At 49.8% G+C, this 13,049-nt stretch carries 15 protein-coding genes and 1 riboswitch; of the genes, 12 read left to right on the top strand and 3 right to left on the bottom strand.

From position 1 onward, the window contains the following. The first annotated feature begins 44 nt into the window (after nucleotides 1-44). The 8 genes from AN618_RS04585 to AN618_RS04620 all read left to right on the top strand — a co-directional run bounded on the left by AN618_RS04585 (nucleotide 45) and on the right by AN618_RS04620 (nucleotide 8,289). Nucleotides 45-1,277: a molybdopterin molybdotransferase MoeA gene (locus AN618_RS04585; protein WP_066352645.1), complete on the top strand. Its 1,233-nt coding sequence runs from the start codon at nucleotides 45-47 to the stop codon at nucleotides 1,275-1,277. Beyond that, a complete protein-coding gene (locus AN618_RS04590; RefSeq protein WP_066352649.1) occupies nucleotides 1,261-3,216 on the top strand; it encodes a molybdopterin biosynthesis protein in 1,956 nt (651 codons plus the stop codon). Before AN618_RS04585 ends, AN618_RS04590 begins: the two co-directional genes overlap by 17 nt. Continuing rightward, nucleotides 3,217-4,191 carry a GTP 3',8-cyclase MoaA gene (gene moaA / locus AN618_RS04595; protein WP_066352650.1) on the top strand — a complete coding sequence of 325 codons (975 nt, stop codon included), beginning with the start codon at nucleotides 3,217-3,219 and terminating at the stop codon, nucleotides 4,189-4,191. Between the two features lie 2 nt (nucleotides 4,192-4,193). Beyond that, on the top strand, nucleotides 4,194-4,688 hold the full coding sequence (gene moaC, locus AN618_RS04600; protein WP_066352651.1) for a cyclic pyranopterin monophosphate synthase MoaC: 495 nt from the start codon (nucleotides 4,194-4,196) through the stop codon (nucleotides 4,686-4,688). Then, a complete protein-coding gene (locus tag AN618_RS04605) occupies nucleotides 4,676-5,599 on the top strand; it encodes an MOSC domain-containing protein (protein WP_066352653.1) in 924 nt (307 codons plus the stop codon). The genes moaC and AN618_RS04605 overlap by 13 nt, the downstream gene beginning before the upstream one ends. Before the next feature lie 251 nt (nucleotides 5,600-5,850). Further along, nucleotides 5,851-6,135, top strand: a complete 285-nt coding sequence (gene groES, locus AN618_RS04610; protein ID WP_066352656.1) for a co-chaperone GroES — start codon at nucleotides 5,851-5,853, stop codon at nucleotides 6,133-6,135. A gap of 23 nt (nucleotides 6,136-6,158) precedes the next feature. After that, a complete protein-coding gene (gene groL, locus AN618_RS04615; protein WP_066352658.1) occupies nucleotides 6,159-7,769 on the top strand; it encodes a chaperonin GroEL in 1,611 nt (536 codons plus the stop codon). A gap of 199 nt (nucleotides 7,770-7,968) precedes the next feature. Next, the gene (locus AN618_RS04620) at nucleotides 7,969-8,289 is read left to right on the top strand and encodes a hypothetical protein (RefSeq protein ID WP_066352659.1); all 321 of its coding nucleotides are present in this window, start codon (nucleotides 7,969-7,971) and stop codon (nucleotides 8,287-8,289) included. Between the two features lie 83 nt (nucleotides 8,290-8,372). Here AN618_RS04620 and comB read toward each other — a convergent pair whose 3' ends face one another. Genes comB through AN618_RS04635 form a run of 3 tightly spaced genes read right to left on the bottom strand, consistent with a single transcriptional unit; the run spans nucleotide 8,373 to nucleotide 10,088 of the window. Continuing rightward, a complete protein-coding gene (gene comB, locus AN618_RS04625) occupies nucleotides 8,373-9,098 on the bottom strand; it encodes a 2-phosphosulfolactate phosphatase (protein ID WP_066352660.1) in 726 nt (241 codons plus the stop codon). Nucleotides 9,099-9,135: 37 nt separating this feature from the next. Beyond that, the gene (locus AN618_RS04630; RefSeq protein ID WP_066352663.1) at nucleotides 9,136-9,549 is read right to left on the bottom strand and encodes a HEPN domain-containing protein; all 414 of its coding nucleotides are present in this window, start codon (nucleotides 9,547-9,549) and stop codon (nucleotides 9,136-9,138) included. Further along, nucleotides 9,546-10,088, bottom strand: coding sequence for a nucleotidyltransferase family protein (locus AN618_RS04635; RefSeq protein ID WP_066352666.1), 543 nt, complete (start codon nucleotides 10,086-10,088; stop codon nucleotides 9,546-9,548). The genes AN618_RS04630 and AN618_RS04635 overlap by 4 nt, the downstream gene beginning before the upstream one ends. A gap of 114 nt (nucleotides 10,089-10,202) precedes the next feature. Continuing rightward, nucleotides 10,203-10,382: riboswitch (cobalamin riboswitch) on the top strand. Between the two features lie 108 nt (nucleotides 10,383-10,490). Between AN618_RS04635 and AN618_RS04640 the strand changes: the two genes are divergently transcribed. Genes AN618_RS04640 through AN618_RS04655 form a run of 4 tightly spaced genes read left to right on the top strand, consistent with a single transcriptional unit; the run spans nucleotide 10,491 to nucleotide 13,048 of the window. After that, complete coding sequence (locus AN618_RS04640) at nucleotides 10,491-11,225, top strand: energy-coupling factor ABC transporter permease (RefSeq protein ID WP_066352667.1); 735 nt, start codon at nucleotides 10,491-10,493, stop codon at nucleotides 11,223-11,225. Next, entirely contained in the window at nucleotides 11,222-11,509 is a 288-nt protein-coding gene (locus AN618_RS04645; RefSeq protein WP_066352668.1) for an energy-coupling factor ABC transporter substrate-binding protein, read from the top strand. Before AN618_RS04640 ends, AN618_RS04645 begins: the two co-directional genes overlap by 4 nt. Further along, nucleotides 11,496-12,200, top strand: a complete 705-nt coding sequence (gene cbiQ / locus AN618_RS04650; protein ID WP_083515045.1) for a cobalt ECF transporter T component CbiQ — start codon at nucleotides 11,496-11,498, stop codon at nucleotides 12,198-12,200. The genes AN618_RS04645 and cbiQ overlap by 14 nt, the downstream gene beginning before the upstream one ends. Nucleotides 12,201-12,223: 23 nt before the next feature. Then, nucleotides 12,224-13,048: an energy-coupling factor ABC transporter ATP-binding protein gene (locus AN618_RS04655; RefSeq protein WP_245628401.1), complete on the top strand. Its 825-nt coding sequence runs from the start codon at nucleotides 12,224-12,226 to the stop codon at nucleotides 13,046-13,048. Nucleotide 13,049 lies beyond the last annotated feature (1 nt).

The following is a 13,049-nucleotide window of genomic DNA, read 5'->3' on the forward strand; positions in this document are numbered from 1 at the left end:
TAAAACAAAAAGACATTTTTGAGAAATTAAAGGAGAATCGTCACATGCAGCTTTTTGAGGCCTTGAAGATCGATGAAGCCTTAAAAGTCCTAAAAGAAAATTTAATAAATGTTCGGGCGAGAAGCGAAGAAGTTGAGCTGTTAGATGCGCTTAACCGGGTGCTGGCGGAGGACGTCTATTCGCCCGAAGACATCCCGCCGTTTAACCGTTCTACCGTCGACGGCTATGCGGTTATAGCGAGCGATACGTTTGGCGCCAGCGAATCGCTGCCTGCCATATTGAAGGTGGCAGGGGAAATAAAAATGGGGGAAAAGCCGGCATTTTCTCTGAAAGCGGGGGAAGCCGCCAGGATTTCCACCGGAGGGATGCTGCCTGAGGGTTCCGATGCGGTCGTTATGCTTGAATATACACAACCCCTTGAGGACGGAACCCTTTTGGTGGAAAGGCCCGTCGCTCCGGGAGAAAACGTCATTCTGAAAGGAGAGGATGTGAAAAAGGGAGACCTGGTGCTCAAAAAAGGACACACCTTAAGGCCCCAGGACTTGGCGGTGCTGGCAGGCATGGGCTTTCAAAAAGTGAGGGTGGCAGTTTCACCGAAAGTTTCCGTGATTTCCACCGGCGACGAGATAAAACCCCCCGGTGTCGAAATAAGAGAGGGTGAGATTCGCGATATGAACAGTTTCTCGGTTGCGGGCCTGGTGTTGAAATGGGGGGGAATACCTGAAGTATTCGGTGTTGTGCGGGACGATTTCGACGAAATAAAAAAAGCGGTGTCGGAAGCCCTGAAAATAAGCGACCTCGTCGTGATTTCCGGCGGAAGCTCGGTCGGAACCAGGGACCTTACGGTGAAGGTTTTAGAAAGTTTGGGAAAGCCCGGCGTGATCGCCCACGGCCTTGCGGTGAAGCCAGGGAAGCCGACGATAATCGCGGTGGTGGAGGAAAAACCAGTGGTGGGACTTCCCGGACACCCGGTATCCGCCATGGTCATCTTTGAGCAGGTGGTAAGGCCCATCATTTCCTGGTTTCTGGGAAGGCCGGAAGATTACGGCGGATTAAAAGTTAAAGCGAAAATCGCCCGCAACATTTCGTCAGCGGCGGGAAGGGAGGACTTCATCCGGGTAAGACTTGAGCAAAAGGAAGGCGAACTCTGGGCTGTGCCGGTTCTGGGTAAATCCGGCCTTATTTCCACCATGGTGGAATCCCACGGCCTTGCGAGGATTGCGCCGGAAAAACTGGGAGTAAAAGAAGGAGAGTACGTCGATGTGGAGCTTTATTGAAGGAGGGATACGGTTGAAGGAAAGGGAAGTTTACCTGGACAATCCGGCTTTAGGCGAAGCTTTGGAAAAATACTTTAAGGAACTTGAAGAAGCGGGGGCCTTAAAGCCAACAGGTGCGGAGGTGGTAGATGTAAGGGAGGCTCTTGGGCGCGTCACATCCGAGCCGGTTTTCGCCCGGATTTCTTCGCCTCACTACAACGCTGCCGCCATGGACGGGATAGCGGTTAGCGCGAAGGACACCTTCGGCGCTTCCGAAAAAAATCCCGTAAGGCTGAAAGAAGGGGTGAATTTCTGGCCCGTTGATACCGGCGACCCTTTACCTTCCGGCTGCGATGCGGTAATTATGATCGAGGAAGTGCATCCTCTGGGAGGTGGAGAGGTCGAAATAGTATCGCCCTGCTCGCCCTGGGACAACGTGAGGAGCATCGGCGAAGATGTGGCAGCAACGGAGCTTATCGTGCCGGAAAACCACAGGCTCCGCCCGCAGGATTTGAGTGCAGTACTTGCCGCCGGCCATACCGCCGTAAAGGTGAGGAAAAAGCCGAAGGTCGCCATAATCCCGACCGGCAGCGAGCTTGTAGACCCCGGAACGCCCTTGAAACCCGGCGACATAATTGAGTCCAATTCCGCGATGCTCGCAGGGCTTGTGGAGGAATGGGGCGGAAAGGCAATAGTGATGGAAAAGGTAAAGGACGATTTCGAGCTTATAAGACACAGCGTCCAAAAGGCCGTGGAACTTGCCGACGTGGTGCTGATAAACGCCGGTTCTTCGGCGGGGACGGAGGACTACACTTCAAGCTGCATAAAAGCGCTGGGGAAGCTCTCCGTTCACGGTGTCGCCATCAAGCCCGGAAAGCCGGTGGTGCTGGGGCATATCGCGGGGAAACCCGTGATAGGCGTGCCCGGGTATCCGGTGTCCGCCTACATTGCCATGGAGCTTTTCGTAAAACCGGTACTTTACCGGATGCAGGGCCTCCCGGTGCCGGGCAGGGAAAAGATAAAGGCCAGGCTCTCGCGGCGGGTGGTTTCCTCGATAGGGACTTTGGAGTTTTTGAGGGTGAAGGTGGGCAGGATGGGCGGCGAATACATAGCGTCGCCGCTTTCAAGAGGTGCCGGAGTGATAATGTCGGTTGTCAGGGCTGACGGGATGGTAAGAATACCCGAGGCTAAAGAAGGCATAGAGGCCGGAGAATATGTGGAGGTGGAGCTTTTAAAAAGCCAAGAAGAAATAGAAAACTCGGTTCTGATGATAGGTAGCCACGACGTTACCATCGATATCCTCGCTAGCGAAGTAAAGCGGCTTTATCCGGAAATCACCCTTTCTTCAGCGCACGTGGGAAGCATGGGAGGCATAATGGCCCTGATGAGGGGCGAGGCCCACATGGCCGGAATTCACCTTTTGGACCCCGAGACCGGTGAGTACAACGTCCCCTATATAAAAAAATACCTCCCCAATCGCAGGGTTTTTCTGGTCAATCTGGCCTACCGCCAGCAGGGACTGATGGTGAAAAAGGGAAATCCCAAAGGCATAAAGGGCATCGAAGACCTGATGCGCGAAGATATTACCTTCGTAAACCGCCAGAAAGGAGCGGGAACGAGAATTCTCCTCGACTTAAAGCTAAAGGAGCTCGGCATCGACCCGGGGCGCATCAAAGGTTACGGCAAGGAGGAGTATACGCACCTTGCTGTGGCAGCTGCGGTAGCCGGAGGCGGGGCCGATGCGGGCCTCGGGATAATGGCGGCTGCCAGGGCTTTTGACCTGGATTTCATACCGGTGGCCCTTGAGAGGTACGACATAGCGATTCCCGAAGAATTTTATCGTACGGATTTAATGCAGAAGATATTGAAAATCATAAGGTCCGATGAATTTAAGAAAAAAATAGAATCCCTGGGAGGGTACGACACGTCCATGACCGGGGAATTGATTGGGGGCGATTAAGTGAAGGACCGTTTCGGAAGAGGGATTAACTATATAAGGGTTTCGGTCACCGATCGGTGCAATTTCAGGTGCATCTACTGCATGCCCGAAGAGGGCGTTTTGCCGAAAAGGTGCGGTGACATCCTGCGCTTTGAGGAAATCGCGCGCTTTTTGAAAGTGATAGCGCCCCTCGGAGTTTCGGCGGTGAGGATAACCGGCGGCGAGCCGCTGGTGCGAAAGGGTATTGTGGACTTTATAAAGATGTTGCGGGAGATTCCGGAAATAAGGGATATTTCCATGACCACCAACGGTTCGCTGCTTTCGGGAATTGCAGCGGAATTGAAAAAAGCCGGCCTTGACAGAGTTAATATAAGCCTCGACAGTTTAAATCCCGAAAAGTTTCGGCGGATGACCCGGGGCGGGAATTTAAAGGACGTGCTCGATGGAATAAAAGCGGCTCTGGAAAACGACCTTTCCCCCGTTAAAATAAACTGCGTGGTGGTGAAGGGGTTTAACGACGACGAAGTAGCAGATTTTGCAAGGCTCACCATCGACAATCCCCTGACCGTCCGGTTTATAGAGCTCATGCCGGTAGGCGAGGCGGCAAAAGAGAAAATGGAAATGGTTTCCCAGGACCGCATAACACGCCTTCTAGGGATGAAGCTCGAGTCGGTGAAATATGAAGAAAAAGGTGAAGGACCCGCCGCGTATTTCAAAATACCCGGTGCAAAGGGATATGTGGGCTTCATTTCGTCCATCAGCCATCACTTTTGCGCCCGGTGCAACCGGCTGAGGCTTACCGCCGACGGAAAGCTGAAGCCCTGCCTCGATTCGGAAGACGAGATAGACGTAAAGACGCTATTGCGGAGGAGGGCTGCCGATGAAGAACTGAGGCGGATTTTCATCGAAGCCCTCGCCAAAAAACCGGCGGGGCACAAAATGAACGTGGTGCCTTTCGAAAGAACAAAGAGGAATATGTGTCAGATAGGGGGATGAAGATGGAGCTTACCCACATTGACAAAAGCGGAAGGCCGAAAATGGTGGATGTAAGCGGAAAGCCTGACACGGTGCGAAGTGCCGTGGCAAAAGGATACGTGGTGATGAAGCCGGAAACCCTGCAAATGATAAAAGAGGGCCGGATGAAGAAGGGCGACGTGCTTTCGGTGGCGCAGGTAGCGGGCATAATGGCGGCCAAGAGAACGCCGGAAATAGTCCCCATGTGCCACAATATAAATCTTACCGGGGTGGAGATGGACTTTCGGGTTTTAGAGGACAAAAATGCGGTGGCCGTTCAGGCCGTCGTGCGCTCCGTAGGAAAAACGGGCGTTGAAATGGAGGCCCTTACGGCGGTATCGGCTGCGTGCCTTGCCATTTACGATATGTGCAAGGCGGTGGATAAAAGCATGGTGATAAAAAATATCCAGCTTGTTGAAAAAACCGGGGGCAAAAGCGGAGATTTTAAGAGGGAGGAGGAAGTGCCGTGGGAAGGGTAGTGGCGGTTTCGATAAGCGAGAAAAAGGGAGAAAAAAAGCAAAACGTGGGTAAAGCCCGCCTTATAGAGAATTTCGGCCTTGAAGGCGACGCCCACGCGGGCTCATGGCACAGGCAGGTGAGCCTCCTCGCAAAAGAGAGCATAGAGAAGATGAAGAAAATGGGCCTTGCGGTGGGACCGGGGGATTTTGCGGAAAACATAACCACCGAGGGAATCGACCTTGCCCGCTTGCCTGTAGGAACTAGACTCGAGATAGGTGATGCCCTGCTTGAAGTAACCCAGATAGGAAAGGAGTGCCACAGCGGATGTGCCATCTTTAAACAGGTCGGACAGTGCATCATGCCAAGGGAAGGCATTTTCGCCAGGGTTCTACGGGGAGGCGTTGTTTCGGAAGGCGACGAGATTAAGGTGATTCCTTTAATCAGGGTGGGGATACTGACTGCCAGCGACCGGGGGGCTAGGGGGGAGAGGGAAGATAAAAGCGCCAAGGTTATAGAGGAGTTGATTACGACTGTAAACGGAAGGGTAGAGGAGTACGTCCTGGTCCCCGATGACTTGGATGCGATAAAGGAATCCCTGATGGCCATGTGCGAAAAGGGATTGGACCTGATTTTGACTACGGGGGGGACCGGATTTTCTCCCCGGGACAATACGCCGGAGGCTACCCTTGCTGTGATAGAAAAGGAAGTGCCCGGGATTCCGGAAGCCATGAGGCAAAAGAGCCTAGAAAAGACCCCCCACGCCATGCTCTCCCGCGCCGTAGCCGGCATCCGGGGCAGAACTCTTATCATCAACCTGCCGGGAAGCCCAAGAGCCGTTCGGCAAAATCTGGAAGTGGTGCTGCCCGCCCTGCCTCACGCTGTGGAACTTTTAAAGGGCGGGGTGAGGGATTGCGGGAGGATGGAAGGTTAACGTATATTTTACAGTACATGGAGCAAAATATAATTAGCAAATACACAAAAAAGATTGACCTTGAATTAGAGAGAATTAAGGAAAAATAGCCTAAAAACGCGGTGTTAAAAGATTTTTTTAGTTGTTTTGAGCCGTGATTTAAAATTGATTTTACAATTTTGATAAGATATGATATAAATTGCTATTAGCACTCACCAATTGAGAGTGCTAATAATAAATGCGATTAAGAATATAAAAAAGGGAGGGTTAACATGAACATAAAGCCATTAGGTGATCGCGTGGTTATCAAAGTTTTGGACAAAGAAGAAAAGACCAAAGGCGGTATAGTGTTGCCTGACACCGCAAAGGAAAAACCTCAGAAAGGTGAAGTAATCGCCGTAGGAACTGGCGAAATCATCGATGGCAAGAAAGTGCCGCTTGAGGTAAAGGTGGGCGACAAGGTTATTTTCTCGAAATATGCGGGAACCGAAGTAAAGCTCGACGACGAGGAATACCTCATCCTCAGGCAAAGCGACATCCTTGCCATCTTGGAATAAATTAAAGGGGGAGGTATGTAAGGATGGCAAAACAGATTAAATTCAACGAAGAAGCGAGAAGAGCCCTTTTGAGGGGTATCGATAAGCTGGCAAATACCGTAAAAGTAACGTTAGGACCCAAAGGCCGCAACGTGGTTCTCGACAAGAAATTCGGGACCCCGACGATCACCAATGACGGCGTTACCATTGCAAGGGAAATCGAGCTGGAAGACCCCTTCGAGAATATGGGAGCCCAGCTGATTAAAGAAGTGGCCACCAAGACCCAGGATGTGGCAGGAGACGGTACGACTACCGCTACTTTGCTGGCACAGGCCATAATCCATGAAGGAATGAAGAACGTGGTCGCCGGTGCCAACCCGATGCTCATCAAGAGGGGTATCGAAAAAGCTGTAAAGGCCGTTGTGGAAGAACTGAAGACCTTCAGCAAACCCGTGGAGACCAGAGAGGCCATAGCTCAGGTTGCGTCCATTTCGGCGGCTGACGAGGAAATCGGAAACCTGATTGCCGAAGCCATGGAGAAGGTCGGAAAAGACGGTGTAATCACCGTTGAAGAGTCCAAGACCATGGGAACCACCCTGGAAGTTGTCGAAGGTATGGAATTTGACAGGGGTTACATATCCCCGTACATGGTAACCGACCCCGAGAAGATGGAAGCCGTTTTGGACGACCCATACATCCTGATTACCGACAAGAAGCTCTCCAATGTGCAGGACCTGCTGCCTATTCTTGAAAAGGTAGTGCAGGCCGGCGGAAAACTCCTCATCATAGCCGAAGATGTTGAAGGCGAAGCTCTGGCGACGCTGGTAGTGAATAAACTCCGCGGCACTCTCATGAGCGTAGCCGTGAAGGCACCTGGATTCGGCGATCGCCGGAAGGCCATGCTCCAGGATATAGCAATCCTCACCGGTGGTCAGGTAATTTCTGAAGAACTCGGCATCGACATCAAGTCCGCAACCTTAGATATGCTTGGAAGGGCAAGACAGGTCAAGGTCAATAAAGAAAAGACCATCATCGTGGACGGCGCCGGCAGCAAGGAAGAAATCAAAAAGCGCATCAACTCCATCAAAGCTCAAATCGAAGAGACGACCTCCGACTTCGACAGGGAAAAACTGCAGGAACGCCTGGCGAAACTGGCCGGCGGCGTAGCGGTCATCAAGGTCGGTGCGGCTACCGAAACTGAACTCAAAGAGAAGAAACACCGCATCGAGGATGCGCTCTCTGCTACCAAAGCTGCGGTTGAAGAGGGTATCGTGCCCGGTGGCGGAACGGCATTCATCAACGCCTTACCTGCGCTCGACAGAGTCAACGCTGAAGGCGATGAGAAAATAGGCGTAGACATAATAAGAAGGGCTTTAGAGGAACCCGTAAGACAGATTGCATACAACGCTGGCTTGGACGGCTCCGTAATCGTAGAGAAACTGAAGACCATGGAAAAAGGCATCGGTTTCGATGCTCTGCGCGGCGAATTCGGCGACATGTTCAAGAAAGGTATTGTAGACCCGACGAAGGTAACCCGCTCTACGCTCCAGAATGCTGCAAGCCTTGCCGCTATGGTGCTTACCACCGAAGCTGTTGTCGCGGAAATTCCCGAAAAAGAAAAGAACCAGCCCATGCCCAACCCCGACATGTATTAATCGAAAAAATCCCGCCGAAATTTTCGGCGGGATTTTTTTTGCCTGTTGAAAGTTTTGAGATAGTGCTATATACTTAGATATGAAAACATTTGTTCGATTTAAATTTTTGGGTCATAGATGACAAGTGATATGCATAAAAGTTTTATATGGACAGATTTTGTCCAATTATCAGCTTCGAAAGGTGAGGAGGGGAAAAATAATGAATTCGGTGGTGTTCGAAATAAAGCGAAGGCTTGCCAAGGCCCCCAGGCCTGCGTTCGTAGCGGCCTTGTTAAGGGATGACGGCACGGTTATCGACATTATACCGGCAATAGACAACAGGTCCATAGAAGCGACAGCGAGAAGGCGAAGGGCCAGGAAAGCGGTTATAGTTGCGTTTCTTGAAAGCATATCGCAGGAAAAATTGAAGGAAATAGTTATGAGGTATAACGGCCTGATGCTGGAAACAGAATTCTATGCGATTGTACAGGATAGGCCGACATATTACACCGTGGCCTGGCTTAAAAAGAAAGCGGTGTGAAATGCCTTTATTTCCCGAGTCAGCCATGGCAATATGCAGTGGCTTATATCGGCTATGGCACCGTCACAAGACGATCTTCACTTCTAAAGTTTTTTATCATACACCGGCACGCAGTCAATCACGTCCTGCTGCAGGCAGTAATCAATATCCCTCTCAAAGCCAAGGTTGAGAAGCTTTTTGTAGTGGGCGGCATGGGATATGAGTGCTTTCAGGTCGTCTTGGTGTTTTAGGTAAAGTTCCCTGCAGGCGAAGGCCAGGTCTGAAAGCTCCGGTGGTTCTTTTTTCCTTTCTATGTTCCTAACCAGGCTATCTACGATAAGGCCGGCACAGGCGGCATCGTCAAGCGAGAATTCCCCCAGCGTTCCGGCGCACACCAAGGCCACACAGGAGGTTTCAGAGGACAAAGCAAACCGGAGGGCTTTTTCGGCCACCGCCGATGCGTTCAGAAAACACCCTATAAGTATGTGTTCGGCGCTTTCCGAGGCCTTTATGGCCCTCGTGCCATTGCTGGTGGTGAGGATGACCGCTTTCCCCGCCATCAGCTCTTTTTTGTATTCTAGGGGTGAATTTCCCAGGTCAAAGCCGGGAATTTTTACCGCACCCCGCTCGCCGCCGAGAAGGGCATTACCTTTAAATTCCCTTGCAAGATTCAACGCCTCATCCACTGAAGGCACGGGGATGACCCTTTCCGCGCCGTTAAAAAGAGCCGTGGTTATGACGCTGGTAGCCCTGAGCACGTCTATTACTATTGCGGTTTTCCCGCTCAGGTCTTTTACGCTGTCGCAAGTGGGATACACTTCAATTTGCATTTTTCTCTCCCCATTCTGTAAAGTTAATTAAGCCCTTTTATGTTTTTTTAAATGCTTCCTCAACGGTTTTAAGAACAAACTCCGCATCTTTAATGGCCATTTCGGCATCTTCAGGCCCGTACTCTTCGGTGGGAATGAAATCCTCGGCGCCGTAGAAGCTAAGTTCCCTTTCCTTTCGCAGGCGTTTCGAAATGCTTTTTATTTTGTCGAGGTGTTCCTGCAGGATTTGAGGAAGCGATTCCTTATGTTTTTCGAGTACACGCCCTACATCGTGTATTTTAGGCACTTCAACGCCAATTGCTCTCAAAACAGCTTTCAATAACAGTTCTACCATTTCTTGGGCTTCCCGGACCACATCTGAGTAAGCTCCATTTTCGTAAAAAAAACCCAGGGCTTTGAATCGAACTTTTGCTTTTTCAAGATAGGCTGAAGTTAACGCGTCTATTTTCATAGTTCGGTACCTCCTAAAAATTTTCCGCTTTCAATTTTCCACTCCCAAAAGTTGCCTAACTCTGACTTCTTTGCACCGTACTCTTTCATTAAACTTTTTGTGGACTTTATTATGCGGGATATAATGCCTTCGGGGTCGAACAAGATTTTATTGTGTTCGGTAAGGTCAAAATAAATGGGGTGGAACTTCAGGGCTTCTTCTTTTTCGAGAATATACGGGGAAAGTTCGCACAGGATATCCTCGTTTTCATATAGCTGCTGGCCCAAGGGTTCGAGCGCAAGTTCCACGTTTTCGACAAACTCTCTTATTCTCCCGCTCAAGCTTTGAGCTTCTTTTAAAATGATCAAAAGGTCTAGGTCTGAATTTTTCCGGTTTTCCCCCCTAGCGTAGGAACCGAAAATTGCAAGGCCTAAGAGAGAATTTGCGTAGTATTCGATTATGCGCTCGAGCGCGCAAAGGATGTATTTCCTGTGAAGGGGGGAAAAAGTCTTCAGCTCCGATACACATTTTTCTATCACGAAAATCACCCTTCGGTTCATCAATTCTCAAACAAATTATATCAATCAGAAAAAACATCATCAACCTTTTCGGGTGCGTTATAAAAAAATTGACAAACCTTTCGAAAAATGTTATATCTTTATTTAAAGGAAAAATTGAATAGACGGGATACAGGTTCCGGCAAAATGCCGGCTAAGAGGGAAGTCCGGTGAAAATCCGGCGCGGTCCCGCCACTGTGATGGGGAGCCGCCTTATAAAATGCCACTGGGAAACCGGGAAGGCATAAGGCGGCGGTGAACCAGAGCCAGGAGACCTGCCTGTATCTTTTATACACTTACCTACGGGTGATAGGGGGTGTATAGAGGATGGACTTTAAAAAAACCTCTTAACACTTCGTAGTTAAGAGGTTTTTTATTTTCAAAAAACTGAAAGGGGTTTTTAAAATGAGAACAGCTATTTTAATCATAGCTTTAATTTTACTTTTCTTTTACCATGCCGAGGCTTATGCGATGCACATAATGGAAGGGTTCCTGCCGCTTTTTTGGTGCCTTTTCTGGTACGCCGCCTACATCCCGTTTCTACTATTGGGACTTTCGCACATAAGGAAAAAAATCATGTCCGATGCTTCGGGCAAGGTAGTTCTGGGTTTCGCAGGGGCCTTTGCCTTCGTGCTTTCGGCCTTGAAACTTCCCTCGGTTACAGGCAGCTGCTCCCATCCCACGGGTGTGGGCCTCGGGGCCATCTTATTCGGGCCCCTTCCGATGGCGGTGATCGGTGGCATAGTGCTGCTTTTCCAGGCCTTGCTCCTCGCCCACGGCGGGCTGAGTACCCTAGGGGCTAATTCCTTTTCTATGGCTGTTGCCGGTCACTTTATTTCCTATTGGGTGTATCGGGCGGCGAGGAGGGCCGGAGTTTCCCGCAATGTTTCAGTATTTCTCGGAGCTGCTTTGGGGGACCTTGCAACTTATGCCGTGACTTCACTGCAGCTTGCCTTGGCATTTCCCGACAAGATCGGAGGTTTTTTCCTTTCGTTTTTGAAATTTGCCGGAATTTTTGCCGTGACTCAGGTACCCCTTGCGATAGCAGAGGGAATTATCACGGTGATTGTCCTCGATTTGCTTGAGCAGAGGGCAAAAGGTGCCGTGGAAACCCTTATAGAAGAGGAGGGTTTGCGTTGAAAGATAGACGGCTTTTGAGACTTTCCCTTGTCCTTGTGATTACCCTTTTGTTGTTGCTTTTCTTATCATTTGGACTGGACCTTGGATTTGAAGGCTCCGACGATAGGGCAGTGGAGCTCATCTTAAATACTAATCCAGATTATACGCCCTGGCTTTCGAACCTGTGGGAGCCCGGAAGCGACTTTATGGAAAAGTTGCTTTTTGGCCTGCAGGTGACCCTGGGGTTGGCGCTTGGAGTATATTTTTACATAAAACTGAAGGCGGTACAGGATGTTTCTAGATAGGTATGCTTACACCAACCGTTTAAAAGACGTGAGCCCCCTCATAAAAATGGCCTTTGCATTCTTGATGATGGCCTGGGGATTCGCTGGAGGAGTTTGGATTCACGCTTTAATCTTCTTTATAATGGCGATTGCAACAGTTTTTATAGCAGGCATCGACCTTAAGGTCTATTTAGGGCTAGTGTCAGGAGCGCTATTTTTTCTGCTCCCCGGTGTTTTTGTGGTCTTTCTTTCCTGTGATTCGCTGATGAGGGCGGCGTTGCTTTTCAGCCGCTCCCTTGCCATGGTTTCGTGTTTTTATTTTCTTTGTCTCACCACACCGGCACTGGAAGTAGTGGTAGCTCTAAAGGGTTTAGGTGTGCCCCGGCTTTTCGTGGAACTTTCATTTCTGACTTACAGACAGATTTTTACCCTAGCCGACTATGCTGGGATGATATACAACGCCCAGACGGCGAGGCTCGGATATGTGAGTTTTGCATCTTCGCTTCGCTCCACGGGCTTTCTGGTCGCGGGGCTTTTTGCAAAGGCCATGGAAGGCTCCAATAAGCTTCAGATGGCATTGGATGCCAGAGGGTATGACGGTGGAGAGCTAAAAGTGCTAGATATTCGTCCAACTGACAATAAAAAAGAAAATGATAATAGTCATTTCGGCAATAATTCTGTCGGCGATTTATTCACTAATAAAATGGGGTAAGGGATAAAATGGGAGAATGCTGGATGGAATTGAAAGATGTTTATTACCAATATCCTGGCGGCGAATGGGCTTTGAAAGGGATAAACCTTAGGCTTGAGAAAGGAAAAAAAGTTGCGATATTAGGACCAAATGGCGCGGGAAAGTCTACTTTGCTTCTTCACTTGATAGGGATATTAAAGCCGAAGAAAGGCGCTGTTTATTTTGACGGCTCAAGGGTGGAGTATACAAAGGCTTTCTTGAAGAGGCTGCGGCAAAAGGTAGGGTTGGTCTTCCAGGACCCGGACACCCAGATGTTTGCAGGTAGCGTATTTCAAGAGGTCGCCTTCGGCCCTTTGAATCTCGGCCTCGAAGAACAGGAGGTAAGAAATAGGGTCCTAAAGGCCCTTGAGGTCATGGGAATAGAGGACTTAAAGCATAGACCGGCACACTTCCTGAGCTATGGGCAAAAAAAGAAAGTCACCATAGCGTCGGTGCTGGCAATGAGCCCGGAGGTGCTGGTATTCGATGAGCCGACGGCGTACTTAGACCCGAAGTCTTCGGCGGAGCTAGTGGAAATCATGGAAAAACTATATCTCTCGGGAAAACAAATCGTAATATCGACCCATGACGTAGACTTGGCCTTCAGCTTTGCGGATTGGATTGTGGTAATGAAAGACGGCAGGGTCCTGGCGCAGGGAAGCCCCGTCGAAATTTTCACCGACAAAGATATTATATCGGAATCGGGTCTAGAAATGCCGCTTATAGTCAAAATCAGCACCCTTCTTAAAAAGAAAGGGTTACTTAAAGGCACTTTCCCCAGAAACTTTGAACAGCTGGCCTCAAAGCTGGAAAATGACGGAGGGGATTGAC

Source organism: Fervidicola ferrireducens (assembly GCF_001562425.1).
Classification (GTDB): domain Bacteria; phylum Bacillota; class Thermosediminibacteria; order Thermosediminibacterales; family Thermosediminibacteraceae; genus Fervidicola; species Fervidicola ferrireducens.